The 15,423-nt window shown below is 59.0% G+C and carries 15 protein-coding genes and 1 pseudogene; 8 read left to right on the top strand and 8 right to left on the bottom strand.

The window, feature by feature from the left end; all coding sequences use genetic code 11:
• Window positions 1–132, top strand: a pseudogene (locus tag V3C85_RS19450) (single-stranded DNA-binding protein); the annotation flags it as partial.
• Window positions 133–423: 291 nt separating this feature from the next.
• Here V3C85_RS19450 and V3C85_RS18225 read toward each other — a convergent pair.
• The 4 genes from V3C85_RS18225 to V3C85_RS18210 form a co-directional block, all read right to left on the bottom strand.
• The gene (locus V3C85_RS18225) at window positions 424–633 is read right to left on the bottom strand and encodes a KTSC domain-containing protein (RefSeq protein WP_331796923.1); all 210 of its coding nucleotides are present in this window, start codon (window positions 631–633) and stop codon (window positions 424–426) included.
• A complete protein-coding gene (locus tag V3C85_RS18220; RefSeq protein ID WP_331796922.1) occupies window positions 633–2,438 on the bottom strand; it encodes an ATP-binding protein in 1,806 nt (601 codons plus the stop codon). Before V3C85_RS18220 ends, V3C85_RS18225 begins: the two co-directional genes overlap by 1 nt.
• Window positions 2,438–3,646, bottom strand: coding sequence for an SIR2 family NAD-dependent protein deacylase (locus tag V3C85_RS18215; RefSeq protein WP_331796921.1), 1,209 nt, complete (start codon window positions 3,644–3,646; stop codon window positions 2,438–2,440). Before V3C85_RS18215 ends, V3C85_RS18220 begins: the two co-directional genes overlap by 1 nt.
• 177 nt (window positions 3,647–3,823) lie before the next feature.
• Window positions 3,824–4,615, bottom strand: coding sequence for a WYL domain-containing protein (locus V3C85_RS18210; RefSeq protein WP_331796920.1), 792 nt, complete (start codon window positions 4,613–4,615; stop codon window positions 3,824–3,826).
• On the opposite strand from V3C85_RS18210, the gene V3C85_RS18205 reads away from it, so the two are divergent.
• From V3C85_RS18205 to V3C85_RS18195, 3 genes are all read left to right on the top strand, one after another.
• On the top strand, window positions 4,614–5,825 hold the full coding sequence (locus tag V3C85_RS18205; protein ID WP_331796919.1) for an exonuclease SbcCD subunit D: 1,212 nt from the start codon (window positions 4,614–4,616) through the stop codon (window positions 5,823–5,825). The genes V3C85_RS18210 and V3C85_RS18205 overlap by 2 nt on opposite strands.
• Entirely contained in the window at window positions 5,822–8,902 is a 3,081-nt protein-coding gene (locus V3C85_RS18200; RefSeq protein ID WP_331796917.1) for an SMC family ATPase, read from the top strand. Before V3C85_RS18205 ends, V3C85_RS18200 begins: the two co-directional genes overlap by 4 nt.
• Before the next feature lie 394 nt (window positions 8,903–9,296).
• Window positions 9,297–9,545: a hypothetical protein gene (locus V3C85_RS18195; RefSeq protein ID WP_089258537.1), complete on the top strand. Its 249-nt coding sequence runs from the start codon at window positions 9,297–9,299 to the stop codon at window positions 9,543–9,545.
• 290 nt (window positions 9,546–9,835) lie between these two features.
• On the opposite strand, the gene V3C85_RS18190 is transcribed toward V3C85_RS18195, so the two are convergent.
• Window positions 9,836–10,585, bottom strand: a complete 750-nt coding sequence (locus V3C85_RS18190) for a substrate-binding domain-containing protein (protein ID WP_331796915.1) — start codon at window positions 10,583–10,585, stop codon at window positions 9,836–9,838.
• 72 nt (window positions 10,586–10,657) lie between these two features.
• A protein-coding gene (locus tag V3C85_RS18185) for an IS3 family transposase (protein ID WP_331796913.1) occupies window positions 10,658–12,009 on the bottom strand; the annotation gives its coding sequence in 2 pieces (ribosomal slippage) (window positions 10,658–11,673 and window positions 11,673–12,009; 1,353 coding nt in all).
• On the opposite strand from V3C85_RS18185, the gene V3C85_RS18180 reads away from it, so the two are divergent.
• The 3 genes from V3C85_RS18180 to V3C85_RS18170 all read left to right on the top strand — a co-directional run bounded on the left by V3C85_RS18180 (window position 11,984) and on the right by V3C85_RS18170 (window position 14,266).
• Window positions 11,984–12,775, top strand: a complete 792-nt coding sequence (locus V3C85_RS18180; RefSeq protein ID WP_331796912.1) for a TIM barrel protein — start codon at window positions 11,984–11,986, stop codon at window positions 12,773–12,775. The two genes, V3C85_RS18185 and V3C85_RS18180, sit on opposite strands and share 26 nt — an antisense overlap.
• A 103-nt stretch (window positions 12,776–12,878) precedes the next feature.
• On the top strand, window positions 12,879–13,655 hold the full coding sequence (locus V3C85_RS18175) for a TIM barrel protein (RefSeq protein ID WP_331796910.1): 777 nt from the start codon (window positions 12,879–12,881) through the stop codon (window positions 13,653–13,655).
• Between the two features lie 248 nt (window positions 13,656–13,903).
• A complete protein-coding gene (locus V3C85_RS18170) occupies window positions 13,904–14,266 on the top strand; it encodes a bactofilin family protein (protein ID WP_331796909.1) in 363 nt (120 codons plus the stop codon).
• Window positions 14,267–14,272: 6 nt separating this feature from the next.
• Here the strand turns inward: V3C85_RS18170 and V3C85_RS18165 are convergent, their stop codons facing one another.
• Window positions 14,273–14,533 (bottom strand): WGR domain-containing protein, encoded by a 261-nt coding sequence (locus V3C85_RS18165; RefSeq protein WP_331796907.1) that lies wholly within the window; start codon window positions 14,531–14,533, stop codon window positions 14,273–14,275.
• A gap of 96 nt (window positions 14,534–14,629) precedes the next feature.
• Complete coding sequence (locus V3C85_RS18160; RefSeq protein WP_331796906.1) at window positions 14,630–14,839, bottom strand: hypothetical protein; 210 nt, start codon at window positions 14,837–14,839, stop codon at window positions 14,630–14,632.
• 124 nt (window positions 14,840–14,963) lie between these two features.
• Here V3C85_RS18160 and V3C85_RS18155 point away from each other — a divergent pair, with 124 nt between their 5' ends.
• A complete protein-coding gene (locus V3C85_RS18155) occupies window positions 14,964–15,389 on the top strand; it encodes a hypothetical protein (RefSeq protein ID WP_331796905.1) in 426 nt (141 codons plus the stop codon).
• The last annotated feature ends 34 nt before the right edge of the window (window positions 15,390–15,423 follow it).

Raw genomic sequence — 15,423 nt, 5'->3', positions numbered from 1 at the left:
ACCGATGCGGCGGGTGTCGACCGCTACGGCTGCGAGATCATCGCCGAGAAGGTCGACTTCCTCAGCCGCCCGAAGACGGCCGAGGGCGAGGGCCCCGAACTGGTCGACAACAACGACGAGGTCGGCTTCTGAAGCCGACCAACAACCTGGCCTGGCAGGGATCACCCGCCGGGCTGAGGCTATAGGTCAAGATAATGCACGGCCCAAAGCAGGCCGTCGAAGACAGCAGATTCTGGCCTGCGACCATCCCAAAGCAGACCGTTTACCTTAGTCGCAGCAAGGTCTCGAACCAGAAGCAATGGTATGGTTCGATGAGGGCGAAAGTCTGGTTTGGGGCCAGTTGTAGACCCGCAGCTTTTGAGATGTAGGTAAGCAGATCCCTCACAAAGTTTGCCAACTCAATGGCAATTTCAGTGCGATGCGCTAGACCTTTGCCTCGGGATAATGACCTTTAATCTCCGTGTTGAAAAAGCGACCGAGTGAATCTGCGCTCATCAAACGCTCGTACATAAAAGCGGGCACGTTGAAATATTGATAAATGCCGCCACTCTTAAACTGAACCTCTAGGGTTTCCAAATTTGGGTCATATCCGACCTCCGCCAAATTGCTGGATACTACCGACTGTCTGTCCATCAAGGTTCTCCTTCATTTTCGTCCGCCTCTGGTGGCTTCCACTTTGGATCCTGAGCACGCCATACTGCGACAAGCTGATCATAATCTTCAGTGCCCCGGGCGCGCTTCCAGCTGTCGGCGACCAGCGGATCTGCACTGCTTGGGCGTCGGTCTTCGGGTGGCAGGGTAATGCGGCAACGCACTGGCAGCTGCGCAGCTTCGCCAGTTATTATGGCTTCGCCTGTCCGTAGAACCGAGAGGCTGTCAGCGATCCCGCTCAGGTTGTCGGGCAAAGCGGCCTGAACCTTGCTGCGGTCGGTTGAGTTAGTGAGACGCAGCGCGATAAAGGTGCCACACTGGGACAGAATGGTGTCGTCAATTTCTGACGGACGCTGACTGACGATCATCGCACCAATCCCAAACTTGCGACCCTCTTTCGCGATTCTCTGTACCATCTCACGTGCAGGATTGTCGGTTTCCCGACCAAGGTATCGGTGGGCTTCTTCCATAACGATGAGTTGAGGCCGCTTTCGGCCACCCTCATCGCGATCGCGACCCCAGAAGAGTGCCTCATAAATAATCGACAGAATTGCGCCGATCAAATCCAAGAGAACGCTGCTGGGAATACCTGAAAGATCGAGCACCGTTATAGCTTTCTCGTGGCCTATCCAACTTTCGAGTAGGGCTGGAAGATCCTTTGCTACATGACCGGCCAAGTCCGGCTCCCATTCGCCGGGCGTAAGCATGAACTTGAATTGACGATCAAGGAGCCGCGATCGCATTCGATCGAGTTGTTTGCGGATGCCGAGTACACCTATGTTGTTCTGATACGGAGCGGAATTTGTTGTCGTGTGCGGCTGGTACCTCGGTAGGCGAAGTGTAGCGGCGTCCCCTGGTTGCACGATCGCGGGGATTGTCTTCGCTTGATCCTGCCAAGTCTTAACCTCAGGATCGATCAGTTCGAGCCAAAGGTCTTTCAAGCTATACGGAATCGGGCTATCGACGGTCATCGAATTGAGGTCGACGCCTGGAAAGTTGTCTACCTGCGCTATCGTGCTCTTGGCGCCGAAAATCTTGTCCAGGATAGCGGTCGTCGCACGGTCGTCCATTTTCCCGCACAGGAAGCTGAGGATTTCAGCTGGCCGCAATGCCCAGTACGGTATGACCAACTCCTTCTCACCGTCTCCGGGTGTTATCCGAAAGATTTCAGCGTTGTCGCCGAGCGCACGGGCATATTCGCCGTGAATATCGAGCAGGAGGATGCGCGCGCTTGGAAAGCCAGCTTCGCCTGGCGCCGAAATTGATCGCAACAAACTGGCGACGGTCGTGGATTTACCCGAGCCGGTTGAACCGAGCACTGCGCTATGCCGCGTGACAAGCTTGTCGAGGTCTAGACGTACCGGGATGCTCTCCGCGTTGGCCAGTCGCCCCACTACCACCTGTCCGGCGAACGCTGCTCCGTAAATCTTAGCCAGGTCCTCCTCGGTGACGAGATGTACCTCATCATTCACGTTTGGATATTGGCTGATGCCCCGTTCAAACGATGCCTCGACAATCTCGCCGACGAGCTGAACGGTCAGCCATCGTTCGCCCCGGTCAAGCGTATCCGTCAACGTCGTAGGTGTTGCACTTGCTCCGACCTCGGATATGATCGCGTAGAGATCGTGATACCCTTGAGGTATTCGCACGAAGCTCCCGACCTGACCGACCCGGTAGCTCCTTCCTCCGATGATCGCAATGCCCGAGGCTACACCCTCGAACTGGCGGACGCTGACGGTCGCACCCGCGACAGAGCCTACATGGCCGAGAAGGGTCGGAGCGTTCATCAGACTACCGCCGCAGTGCCAGTCGTTGGCGAAGAAGTTGCCAACGTTGGTGTCGACGTCGGTGCTGCGGGAAACGCTTGAACTGAGCGGGATGCCGCGAAAAACCGGGCAAAAGGCTCAATTGCTCCAAGCATGAAGTGCCCGTCCTTGTCGAGATAGGTCGATCTTATCGGGCCCCAATCCTTGTTGGGAAGCTCAGCCGGTGCTTTCCATGCGCCGCGAATGCCGTTCACCTTGGCTTGGTCACGGGCATAAACGCTGAAGTTTGGAAGGCGACGGGCAAGATCACACGCCGGTCCTTCTTCCTCGATCATCTTGTATTGGAACGCGAAAACACTGGACGATGGATTTGCGGCCAGCGCTTCATCCAACCGAGCAGCAATATGCGCGTCGGCAAAGGAAAAGCCGATAGAGACCAGCAGCGTGTCGGGAGTGAGCAAGAAGGTACGAAGGCGATCAAGCAACGCAGCGTAGGGTGCCTTTTGCGTCTGATCATATTTCAGGTGTTCGGGGAAGACGAGGTGACTCGCTGAGCTTTGGCCTGTTCGGATCACTTCTCCCTTCGCGCTGGCGCGCCAGCCCAGCGAACCGTGGAGTTTCCAGAGCCGCGTCCATCGTGCGGGAAGATCGCTGCGCGACACTGAAACTGGGTCGAAGAAAGGTTCGCGACCGCCCGTGAAGCCGTCGAAATAAGGTGCTCGAACAGACTCGAACGCCTCTTCGAACAGTAAGTCGTAGTTCGTCGTGAAGATTTCGACAGGATAGTCACGCGTTGTGCCAGAAATCCAGTTCACTAGATCTGCATAGGCGGATCTGGTCGTCGGCAATCGGACGTCCACGATTTTACCGATCTCGGAGCAGATCGCTGTGCCAAAAGTGGCAAAGCCTGGTCCGTCAAGATCGTGGACCTTCGCTGAACCGATTACTTGGCTCAACGAACGGACCCGCGAAAGGATCGTCTCAATGTCGTGCCGGGCGAGTTCACCTTTTAGGCCGTCAATCTGCTTTTGGTAGGTTGGAGCAAGCGTCGTGAGGACTTGCTCTGTAAGGCCCGCAACCGCCGGAATAAGCGGGTAAGTACCATCAGGCTTTGCCATGCCGGCCGAAGCTCCTGCACCAACCAACAGACCAATTCGTTTGCGGCCCTGCGCAATAATTGTCCGTAGCGCCGCCATGTATTGATCAGGATTGTGAACACTGACAGTCAACTTACGCTCCTACGACGTTTTCTTTCGTACCCTTGCGCGGGCTACCGCGCGAAACATCCCACGCACATTTTCGCCCGTCTATCGCAATCGTCTGGGAAGGCTATCGTTTTGGAAATGGCACGTAGACGAGGAAACAGGTCCATCAGTCAAAATTCGCTTCAGACCCGCCAAGTAGCTTCACGCTTCCAAGTCTTCGACCTTTTCAAGTTCAAGCCGACCCTTGTCGTCCTCGAGGCGCCATCGCCTCTTGATATAGAATACTAGTGCCTTTCGAGTTTCGATCGCCATGTTTGTACCCTCTTGGAAGCCATACTCGAGCCGGACGACCCGTGCCTGGGCTTCCGTGAGAGCCGAACGTGGGCGTATCCACAAGCGCACGAGACTGTACCAGTCTGAGTCGAAAGGGGTCGGCGACGATCTATCACGCGTTGCGAAATAATACTGTTTAGATATTCGGATCGGGAGATAGTCGCGGTAGGTTTCGTGTTTGTGACTCCATGCACGTAAGTGCATCGCCTCTCCGTCAAAATGAAACCGAACGGGAGTGATCCATTGCGGTTCGGACAGGCCGCTGTTCATGGAGGTATAGGTGATCTGAATGTCTCGTTCGTTTTTCATTGCGCGGTGAAGGGGTGCAATGATGGCGGGATCCAAACTGCGACTGGGCAGCGGGATGCTCGTTCCAAGGTCGGATGTCTCCTCGCTTAGGAGATGGAAGACCTGTTCGGGGCCGACAGAAGACAAAGCTCTGTGGTCGCCGCTCGAGAAGTAAGTCTTCTCCGCAGCATCATAGACTGGCGGCGTCTCGGTCAGAGACAGGTAGGTGCGGAAGTCGACCGCTGCTTGTGCTGTAGAGATATCGAAGCGCAGAATGAGGTCCCGGCGGTTCGCCTGGCCTTTCCATGTAAGGCATTGATCCAAGAACAGGATCCGTTCGCGCTGCGCATGTTTGAGAGATTCAAGGCCCATGAACCGAAGACTACTTGACTCAGCGCGCAACGTCCATACAGTAAAAACACGTATAGAAACTGGATATACAAAAATGCGACTCCTTCACACAGCGGATCTTCATCTGGGCAGGCAGTTCATGGGACTGGGACTCGAGGAAGACCACGAGGTCGTCTTGGGCCAGATCGTCCAGACGCTAGTGGCCGAGCGGGTGGAGGTGCTCGTGATTGCGGGCGATGTGTTCGACCGCGCCTCGCCCCCCAATTCAGCGGTCCGGCAGTTCAACCGTTTTCTCAAGCGCGTTGCGGAAGAGACGGAAGCCGCTGTCGTGATGATCTCCGGTAACCACGATTCAGGTGACCGGATCGAGACGATGTCGGTTTTTTCTTCTGCGTCACGGGTGCTTGTGCGCGGGATCGCCGATACGGCCGAGGTCCCTCTGGTGTTGCGTGACTCGGACGGCGAGGTCGCCTTTTCGGCGCTGCCCTTTTCCTATGAATACGCCGCAAGGGAAGTCTTCGGTGATGAGACGATCAGCACGCCCGCAGACGTCATCGAAGCTCAACTCACTGCAGCGAGGGCGCACGTGCCCAAGGGGGCACGGTGGGTCGTCGTTGCACATGCTTTCGTCGCCGGAGGAGCGGTCGGAGAGACCGAGCGCGCCCTGACCAGAGTTGGCGGCATCGAAACCGTTCCTGCGGAGGTTTTCGAAGGGGCGGATTATGTGTCTCTGGGGCATTTGCACAAACCACAGGAAGTGGGCTCCGCCAACATCCGTTACTCTGGTGCGCCGCTGGCCTTTGGTTTCGACGAGGCGGGAGACCAAAAGTCCATGACGATCGTCGATGTGAACAAGGAGGGAGTCGAAATCCGCACCGTGCCGTTTCGCCCGCTCAGGCAGGTGCGTTCGCTCACCGGGGCATTTGCTGATATTCTCGCAGGAACTCCCACAGAAGATTTCATCCAGGTCATCCTGACGGATGAAACGCCTCTGATTGATCCGATGAAACGCTTGAGGGCGACCTATCCCAACGCCTGCCACTTGGCCTATGCCCGTCAGGCGCGGGCCACAGAAGCTATTGCGCTTGGTGCAGCGCGCGCTGCGGTCACGCCGATGGAAATGATTGCCGATTTCCTGAATGTTGTGCGGGGCAGGGAGCCGGACGGCGCTGAGTTGGCAATCGTCGCCGACAAACTTCACGCTGCCAATGTTGCGGAGGGCCGGACATGAGGCCCATTCGTCTCTCGCTCCAGGCCTTCGGACCTTTCGCAACGACTGAGATTGTGGATTTTCGCTCTGCACTGGAGTTTGGATTATTCGGGATCTATGGCCAGACCGGGGCAGGGAAGTCGACGCTCTTTTCGGCAATGTCATTTGCGCTTTTCGGAGTGCCGACAAGGATTGACCAAGAGCCGCGTTCGCTGCGGTCAGACCACGCCGCCGCAGATCTGCCCACCGAAGTTGAGTTCGTCTTCGAATTGGGCACGAAAACCTATCTGATCCGCCGACGCCCGGCGCAAGAGCGACCGAAGGCGCGCGGAGAGGGGACGACCTCAGATGCTGCCGAGGCCTCGCTTTTCGACGTCACGGGGATCCCCGTCGAAGCGCTTGGATCGGGCCAATCTGGCAGGGTCATTGCAGAGAAGAAGGTTTCTTTGGTGGGGCAGCAGATTGAGGCACTGCTGGGTTATGGGGCGGAACAATTTCGCCAGATAGTGCTCTTGCCACAGGGTAAGTTTGAAACGTTTCTTGCGGCGAAGACCGACATGCGGGTGGAAATTCTGCGTGAGCTCTTTGATGTGAAGATTTATCGCGATCTGGCCGCGCAACTGAAGGAAGAGGCCGCACAGGCGGAGCGCGCCCTACGAGAACAGCGTGCCCTTTATATGGTCCGACTGGAGGAGCAAGGCTTTGAAAGCTCCGAAGCGCTGGCACTGGGGATTACTAGTGCTGAAGCCCAGGTTGAAGAGAAGCGGCGCTTACAGACGGTTGCGGAGGCGGCGCAGGAAGCCGCACGCAACGCTCTTACTGAAGCAGAGCAGATCGAAAAGGCCTTTGCTGGCGTCGATAGCGCGCTGCAGGCACTCGACACTCTCGAAGCCAAAACCGTTGAGGTCGATGCCCTTGCTAAGAAGGTCGAGGCTGTAACCAAGGCCTTGCAAGCACAGGACCTTGAGACGGCTTGGCACAATGCCGAGCGAGACAGTCGGGACGCATCAAAAGCTGCGACTGAGGCGGGAGGGGCGCTCGAAACCGCTGCAAACACTCGGCAGGAGGCGGCGCTGATACTTGCCCAAGCCACGGCCGGCAAAGAGCGGCTCCAGTCGGTTCAGGCCGACATGACCCGGCTGGAAGAGATCGAGGAAAAGGTTGGGCAAGCTGTGGAATTGCAGGCTGCATTTGTCGGTGCTGCAAGGGAAGAGGTCAGGGCAAAAGGCGCTCTTGCCGAGTCCGAACGGGCGCGCGCAAAGCTCATCTCCTCGATCGATGCGGCCGATCAAAGGTTAGACCAAACGCGCAAGTCTGAGGCAACGCGAGGCAAACTGACTGGTGAACTGGCGGTCGTGAACCAAGAACTGCTTAAGTCCAGCGCGCTTGCCAAGGCACAGCGAGCTGTCGCGGAAGCCGACGCAAAAGTTCAAGCAGCAACGAGTGAGCTGGCTGAGAAAACCAAAGCGGCAGAAGACGCAGATGCGGCCTTGTCGGAAGCAGAGGCGCGGCTTTCGCGTACGCAAGCGATCATCCTTGCAGAAAAATTGACTGATAGTTCGCCCTGTCCCGTCTGTGGGTCCCACGATCATCCTACGCCGGCGCGAGGCACCCCCGAGCAAACTGGATTGACCGAAGCGTTTCGCAGCGCGCAGACAGAGGCGAAGGCAGCAGCCGAAGCCAAGGTTCGGGCCGAAAGTGAACTGAACAACTGCCGGACGCGACTCGACGAAAAGAAACGTGCGCTGGATGAACAGGAACGGCCCGAGCGCAGTTCGTCCGATCTCGAGGCCAAAAAGACACGGCTGATCAGTGAGCTCGCTGCCATTGGGGAGGCGGTCGATCTTGACGCGATGGCGGGGCGGTTGGCCGAACTCAAGCTTGAGCTAAAGGAATCTGAGACCATTGAGACGGCAGCAAGGTCGGTCGCTGGCAAGGCTGAGGCAACGTCTGCGGCTGCGGAGGCCAAGCGCGACATCGTGGTTGGGGCACTGCCAGAGGGCCTGCGAACGCCCGAGTCAGTCGCGGCTCGGCGAGCAGCTTTGCTGCGCGAACAAAGGCAGCTTTCCGATGCGCTGGAGGATGCAACGCAACGCGATCAAGCAGCGAGTGAGGCGCTGACGAGGGCACAGGAGCAGCTCGAAGCGGCGAAGCGGGCACGGGAGGCACAGGCGCTGCGCGAAGCGAAGGCGCGTGGCGATTTCATTGCCCGTCTGCGCGAGGTCGGGCTGGACGAAGCGGGATACACGGGTTGCAAGGTACATTTCCTGACCCTCGCCGCCGACCGACAAATTGTGAGTGACCATCGCGAAGCGCTGATTGCGGCACGCACAACGTGGCAAAACGCAAAGGCCGCTTGTGTAGGTCGCGAACGTCCAGTCCTCGCCCCGCTCGTGCAGGCACACGATGACGCCGCGGAGGCAGTTAAGGCGGCCAACTCAGAATTGGCTGAGACTGCAACGAAAGTCGAAGCCTTGAAGAGATTTGGGGCGTCGCTCGCTGAGGCGCTGGCGCGAACAAAAGAGCTCGAGGCCGAAACCGGGCCGCTCCGAGGGCTGGCCGATCTTGCCAATGGCAAGAACGATTTCAACATGACGCTCGAAACCTTCGCCATAGCAGCCATGTTCGATCGGGTGCTCGAGGCGGCGAACATGCGGCTCGACCCGATGACGCGCGGTCGCTATCGGTTGGAGCGTGGGGTCGAGGGATCAAGTGGCCGCGGCAAGCGCGGGCTTGAGATCGAGGCTTTCGATATCAACACCGGCAAGGCGCGTCCAACATCGACCCTTTCTGGAGGCGAGACCTTCATATCTGCTTTGGCATTGGCGCTCGGCCTCGCCGACGTGGTCGAGAGCCTGTCTGGCAAGATCCGGATGGACACAATCTTCATCGACGAAGGCTTCGGCAGCCTCGATACGGAGAACGGGGCCGGAACGTTGGATCAAGTAATTCAAGTTCTGGCGGCCTTGACTGAAGGCAGCCGAGCCGTGGGGCTAATCTCGCATGTCGGGCTAGTGCAGGAGGCCATCCCACAAGGTTTCTACGTGCGTTCGACCCCAAGCGGCAGCTCTGTCGAAGAGCGGAGGGGGCATAAGTGATGGACCGTTGGATCTACCGAAAACCCCATAACCGCAGACTATCGACCGGGCGAACAGTTCCTGTCCGTGGCGTTTGGTTGAACCAATCTAGTAGCGCGCAAGAGAAGGGTGCCAGTTTCAGACGAGTTTGCCCCTCGTGCGGTGCGCCGATCGTCAGTGTCCATATGCCGAAAGGTGGCTGGGCCCATTTCGAAGGGCATAAGGGGCTGACAGACATAAAGCACCCGTGTTTGCACCTCGGCGAAGGGATTAGTCGGAGGCGTGATGAATCCACGCCTGATCTATTCGAGCTTGGGCTTTAGTGCCGACTTTCCCTTCGAGTTGCTTGCGAAACCACAAGCCAAACACCACCTATAGAACTTCTAACTACATCACATACCACATGGAGTAAAAGATGACAGTAAATCGAAAAGGCACTTCTACCAAGGTTGCGTCGCTCGCGGCAGACACCCTGTTCAAGCCGGGCTCATCGAAGACCGCCCGTATGCTTGCGGGGTCGGCGCTGTCTCAGTCCCGAACCGACCGCCAAACGGGGGCGAAGATGGAGGACCTGGCCTCGAAGGTGCTCCGCAGCGATCGCTACTCGGAAAACACAAAGACTCTCGCGGGTTCTGTTCTTTCCCAGTCGAACAAAAAGCGCTGAAAACAAACTTTGCAGCACTTCGCGGAGATGGAGATGCTGCAAAGACACGTCTTCACCGAATGAGAATTTCGGTGTCAGGTGATCCTCCCGATCGTTATCGGGCGCCGACCAAGTGGCGGATTCTTGGTCGTCGAGTCAGAAATATTACATAATCAAAATTATCAGTCTTTTTGTAAGTAAGCCTCAGAAAACTTCGCGGTGAGTAACTTGCCTGCTTCCGCCGTGTCTAAGCACATACCCTGCCCATTGAATCGGGAAGGCATCTACCAAGCGTATGACCGGTTTTTCGGTCACGTCGTCTGCCTGATTACAAGCTTCCCCGGTAGGCGCACTGTCTGCGGCTCTCTGCGCCCGAGAACCATCTCGACCACTGTGCTGACCATCTCTCGCAAAGGCTGTTCGTAGGTCGTAAGTCCGTAGGCGGGAACGCCACACAGTTCGAAGTTGTCGAAACCGACGATGGCGATGTCCTCCGGGACTCTGAGATGAAACTCGCCACGGATCACATCCATCGCGCCCATTGCCAGGATGTCGTTCTCGCACATCAGCACGTCTACCCGGTTCTCCGGTGCGGTGGTAGAAAGATACCGGCGCATGGCATCGGCCCCGACCTGGGAGCTGTAGTTTCCCGCATCGAGATCGGCGCTCAGGTCGATGCCCCTGTCGGCCCATTGGGAGGTAAAGTGTTCTCTCCTCCCCAGTGCTGTGGACAGGACCTTCGCCCCGGACATGAAACCGGGGCGGCGATAACCGCGAGACCAGAGGTGATCCACGATCTCCGTTATCGCGAGTTCCGCGTCGCAGTCGACGGCCGGCACACCTTCAATCTGGCTGTCGCGCGCCAGGACGAAAGTTGGTGGCGTTCCACGGCCCTGTCGGCGATCACGCAGCGTCTCGTCGCGGAAGGCCGTGCCGAACAGGATCACGGCATCGACCTGGCGCTGGTCGGCGTTCAAGAGTGCGCGGACATGGTCGAAGCGGGTGTTGATGTTCACAAGTAGCGCGACCAGTCCGTTGGCCTGGAGACTGTCGGTCAGCACTGTCCGTCGTCGAATGATTTGGAACAGGCGGCCTGATTTTGGAGCGGAGAGCTGGGGCTCATCGGGTTCAGGTTATGCTGCTTGACGCTGGTGGTTCAAGCGGCGGTTTTGGATGGTCTGCTGTTTGATGCGCCTCCTTTCAGCCAGGATGGTTTCGTCGCGCCCGAAGTAGACGTCAGCCGGGGTCAGGTTGCCGATGCTCTCGTGGTAGCGGTGGTTGTTGTAGTGCTCGATGAAGGCGGCGATGGCAGCCTCAAGCTGGCCTTCGAGGAAGTAGTTTTCGAGCAGGATGCGGTTCTTGAGGGTCTGGTGCCATCGTTCGATCTTGCCCTGGGTCTGGGGATGCATCGGGGCGCCGCGGACATGTTTCATGCCTTTATCCTCGAGGTATCTGGCCAGATCCTCTGCGATGTAGGACGAGCCGTTATCGCTGAGAAGCCGGGGTTTGTGCAGAACTTTTGCGCTGCTGCAGCCGGACGCGGTCAGGGCGATGTCGAGCGTGTCGGTGACATCCTCGGCCCGCATGTTGCCACAGAGCTTCCAGCCGACGACGTAGCGCGAGTAGTCATCGAGGATCGTAGAAAGGTAAAACCAGCCCCAGCCGATGACCTTGAGGTAGGTGAAGTCGGTTTGCCACATCTGGTTTGGCGCCGTCGTCTTGTCCTTGAACTCATCTGCCGCCTTGATGATGATATAGGCCGGGCTGGTGATGAGGTCGTGCGCTTTGAGCAGGCGGTATACGGAAGCCTCTGACACAAAATACTTTTCTGTGTCAGTGAACCGGACTGCCAATTCGCGCGGCGACAGCTCCGGCTCTTCCAGCGCCAAGTCCACGATCTGGTCCCGCACGGCCTCAGGGATGCGGTTCCAGACCCGGGAAGGCCGTGAAGGGCGGTCTTCCAACCCCTCCGGCCCGTGTTCGACGAAGCGGTCATACCACCGGTAGAACGTGGTGGGCGGGATGCCGATCTTGGCAAGGGTGCGCCGGACCGACAGATGCGACTGCTCCACCAGCCGGATGATCTCAAGCTTCTCAGCGGCGGGATACCTCATTCGCCTTCTCCCCCAGCCCCGGTCATGTTTTTTTTGAGCAGGCGGTTTTCGAGGCTCAGATCGGCCACCAGTTCCTTCAGCGCCAAAGCCTCGGCGCGCAGGCCCTTCACTTCGCCGGTGTTGGCCTGACGAGAAGTATCACCGGCCAGCCGCTTCTTGCCGGCCTCAAGAAACTCCTTTGACCAACTGTAATACAGGCTCTGAGCTATGCCTTCCTTGCGGCAAAGCTCAGCAATGCTATCCTCGCCACGAAGGCCGGACAGAACGATCCGGATCTTCTCCTCGGACGAATGCAACTTGCGCGTCGCGCGCCGGATGTCTTTCACGACCTGCTCGGCAGGGGCCTTGGTCGTCACCGGTTTCTTCATCATCTTCAACTCCAACTGGGGTCAAGATGAGCCACAAACCCTCCGCTACGCAATCACGCCAAACTGTTCCGTGGGTGGTGATGCCGGACACTTCCTCGCCGACCGCTCGGTGGACGAGGAAATGGGCGCCGTGCGCGACCACGCGCGGCTTCTGAAAGCCTGCGGTGCAAGCGTCATGGTCTACGGCGAATGCGGCCGGATGCCCGCCGACGCACTGGACATCCCGATGTCCCGGCGCGGTCGTCTTGAAGCAGGGGAGTGGGCCGCCTATGGTGACCGCCTCACCCGCTTTGCCGATGCGCTCTTCGCCGAGCACGGGCTTCGCCTTGCCTATCATCATCACCTGATGATGGTCGCCGAGACAGAAGCCGAAGTGCAATCGGTGATGGAGAACTCCGGACCCTCCGTCGGGCTTCTTCTGGATACGGGCCACGCTTTCGCGGGAGGGTTCGACTACAGCGTCCTGATCGAAGCTTACGCCGATCGAATCGCGCATATCCACCTCAAGGACGTAAGGCCTGATGTGCTGGACCGTATCCGCACCGCGGACCTGTCCTTCAACGCCGGCGTCCGGTCGGGGATGTTCACCATTCCCGGCGACGGCGCCGTCGACTTCGCGCCCCTTGCACGCTTCCTCGCTTCCGGACGTTATCAGGGCTGGCTCCTGGTCGAAGCCGAGCAGGACCCGGCTCTTGCCCTCCCTGCGCAGACCATCGCGCGGGCCTACGACTTCGTCTCCCGTTCTGTCATGCCGGCCCTAGCCGCCTGAACGGCGACACCATTGCTCTCCCCGCCGGGTTTCCTCCCACCCGGCATTGCGGTGGCCGGGATTGCCCTCTCGGCCACCGCCCCAACCGTCAAGGAGCCTACCCATGTCGCACTTTCCCCTCGCCGCCTGTGCCGAAATGCTCTGGCGCGACAAACCGATCGAATGGCGCGCAAGCCGTCTGAAGGAGATGGGCTTTGGTGTCGGTCTCTGGAACTGGCCGGCGCATGACCTTGCCGCGCTGGAGAAGACCGGCGCAACCTTCACCATCATGAACGGCTACCTGCAGGGCCGCCTGACCGATGCCGAGGGGTGCGAGACGCTGCTCGCCTCGGTGAAGGAGACGGCGAAGGTGGGCAAGCGTCTTGGCGTCCACCGTCTGAACCTGCACGGCACGGGTCTTGGCGACATGGGAATCCCGATCCCGCAAATCGGCGCCTTCGCCCCCGGCATGGAGCAGCGGGCCCGAGACACGCTTCACCGCATCTGCGACCTGGCCGAGTCCGAGGGCCAGGTCTTCACGCTGGAGAACCTGAACCCCATCGACCACCCCGGCTGCCCTTTTGGGTCGACTGCGGCGGTGCTGGGTCTGGTTTCCGCGGTTAACCGCCCGCAACTTCGCATCAACTTGGACCTCTATCATACTCAGATCGGCGAGGGCGACCTAATCCGCTGGTGCGAGGCGTGTCTGCCGTGGATCGGCGAGGTCCAAGTCGCCGACAACCCCGGCCGCTGCGAACCGGGGACAGGCGAGATCAACTTTGCTGGTGTTGCAAAAGCCCTCAACGAAATGGGCTATTCAGGCCCCGTCGGTATGGAGGCTTGGGCTTCGGGTGATGCGGAGGAGGCGCTTGAGGCATTTCGAGGATCGTTCACGATCTGAGATCACTGGACGCTGCCAAAATGAACTGAGCATGCGCTCAAGCAAGAAAGCGGTCGTTCTCGGTTCCCAAATTGAAATTCCGCCCCCTACCCTTGGATTCGGGAGGTACCCATCACAACCGATATGTCGCACGGTTCGTGGCGGCGGCCCAGACGCACTTTTTCGCCGATCACAGCCCTGCGTGTTGCCCTTTCGTTTCGCTTCTGGTCCAGTCGTGTGGCACGAAGTTGAGCTGAGGCGGCACCAAGATGAAGACCCCAAATGGCGACCTCGACCGTTGGCTGGACCCGGCCGTCGCAAACGCCCGCCGCAGCGTTTTCGCGCAGGACCTTGTCATCGAAGGCGATGCCTCTTCCAGTGGACCGATCGAGGTCCAAGGCAATGTCGTTGGCTCACTGCGGGCGCCGGAAATCACCGTGGCTGGTTCTGGTCGTGTTGAAGGTTCCGTCGTCGCCCACGACCTCGTGGTGCTTGGGGCAGTTTCGGGCATGATCTCGGCGCGAAACGTTCAGCTCGCGCCGAGCGCGGTCGTGCGGGCCGATGTCATCCATAAGCGGATCGCCATCGAGGCCGGTGCCGAGCTTGAAGGCAGGCTTCAGCGTAGGGCCTGACAGATCTCACACTGCAAGGTCTAGCGGCAGCATTTGGCCGGCCGGCAGATAGCCCCGCCGCATCTTCTGTCGGAGCGTGTGGGATGCCGCCCTCTCCGCTTCTTCAACAGAAGCACAGGTTTCGATGCTCGTCCGGCCGTGGGTCCCGATCCGGCCCCAGGTTCGAAAGACCGAGATGTCTCCGAACAGCGTCGCCGCAACATCGATGCAGTAGAACCGCGCCATGTTGGCGTCAGGGTTGATCCGGTGCAGATGTGCCAGAGCCATGGCGGTCCTCCCTCGCACAGACTCCGCCTTGCCGCTCTCCAAGTCAAATTTCTTTTCTGAATCGACCCGGGCGTTCCGATTCAGAAAGCTGATGGATCATGGCGACGAATCGCCCGGTGTTTCCTCGACAACCTCGACCCAGAGGACGCCATGCAGGGTTTCTTCCGGGACCAGCCACACGGTCCTGAAACGGCCATTCACGGTGCGATGCCGTTCTGCAACGAGTTCCCGGTCTCCGCGGTCGATCCGCCACAGGCGACGATCGATGGTTGGGCAGTTGGAGCTGCGTCTAGCGACCTCTTCCATGCCGGCCTCCTGTCATCCGCTGACGGCTAGCCGTCATGGACATGAACTCTGTCAGAACATATCTACCGACATCAGAAGTGGTGCTTTGCTGTCGCCACGCGAACCACGAAAGGTGTTTCTGTCGATGCATATCCTGTCCCCCGTTCTGGCTATTTCCGCGTTTGCGGCGATGTCTGTTCCCGTCCACGCGCTTGACGACTGGACGGTCGGTGTCGAGCGTGGCCTGCCGACCTACGCGCTCACCAGCGAGGCGGGTGAGGTGCGGCTTGTCTGCGATCCGGATCGCGTCTTCGGGCCGACGCCCAACGGCGCGCTCGTGGTCCGCTTCGACAAAGACGCCGGGCCAGACATGGTTGTCGTTCTCGCAAAGTCGGGCGAACAGGCACGCCTGCCGGTCAAGAACGGCATCTTTGCCCAAGCGACAGCTGACGCCGCGGAATGGGCGAAGATGGTTGCGACTTTCCGCACAGGCGGCGAATTCGCCTTGGTCACGAGCGTCGACAGCTTGACCTTCGAGACAGCGCCACTGCCCGATCTTGCCTGCGAGTAACCGCAGGCAGTTCATCGATTTCTGTTGCATGGGT

Origin of the sequence: Pseudotabrizicola sp. L79 (genome assembly GCF_036553525.1) — a bacterium.
GTDB lineage: Bacteria > Pseudomonadota > Alphaproteobacteria > Rhodobacterales > Rhodobacteraceae > Pseudotabrizicola.
This window is presented reverse-complemented; position numbering and strand designations above follow the sequence as displayed.

Bases quoted from the DNA above. Each gene is read 5' to 3' on its own strand.
- V3C85_RS18225 (WP_331796923.1), bottom strand. From the start codon at position 633: ATGGACAGACAGTCGGTAGTATCCAGCAATTTGGCGGAGGTCGGATAT.
- V3C85_RS18220 (WP_331796922.1), bottom strand. From the start codon at position 2,438: ATGAACGCTCCGACCCTTCTCGGCCATGTAGGCTCTGTCGCGGGTGCG.
- V3C85_RS18205 (WP_331796919.1), top strand. From the start codon at position 4,614: ATGAACCGAAGACTACTTGACTCAGCGCGCAACGTCCATACAGTAAAA.
- V3C85_RS18210 (WP_331796920.1), bottom strand. From the start codon at position 4,615: ATGGGCCTTGAATCTCTCAAACATGCGCAGCGCGAACGGATCCTGTTC.
- V3C85_RS18200 (WP_331796917.1), top strand. From the start codon at position 5,822: ATGAGGCCCATTCGTCTCTCGCTCCAGGCCTTCGGACCTTTCGCAACG.
- V3C85_RS18195 (WP_089258537.1), top strand. From the start codon at position 9,297: ATGACAGTAAATCGAAAAGGCACTTCTACCAAGGTTGCGTCGCTCGCG.
- V3C85_RS18175 (WP_331796910.1), top strand. From the start codon at position 12,879: ATGTCGCACTTTCCCCTCGCCGCCTGTGCCGAAATGCTCTGGCGCGAC.
- V3C85_RS18170 (WP_331796909.1), top strand. From the start codon at position 13,904: ATGAAGACCCCAAATGGCGACCTCGACCGTTGGCTGGACCCGGCCGTC.
- V3C85_RS18165 (WP_331796907.1), bottom strand. From the start codon at position 14,533: ATGGCTCTGGCACATCTGCACCGGATCAACCCTGACGCCAACATGGCG.
- V3C85_RS18160 (WP_331796906.1), bottom strand. From the start codon at position 14,839: ATGGAAGAGGTCGCTAGACGCAGCTCCAACTGCCCAACCATCGATCGT.
- V3C85_RS18155 (WP_331796905.1), top strand. From the start codon at position 14,964: ATGCATATCCTGTCCCCCGTTCTGGCTATTTCCGCGTTTGCGGCGATG.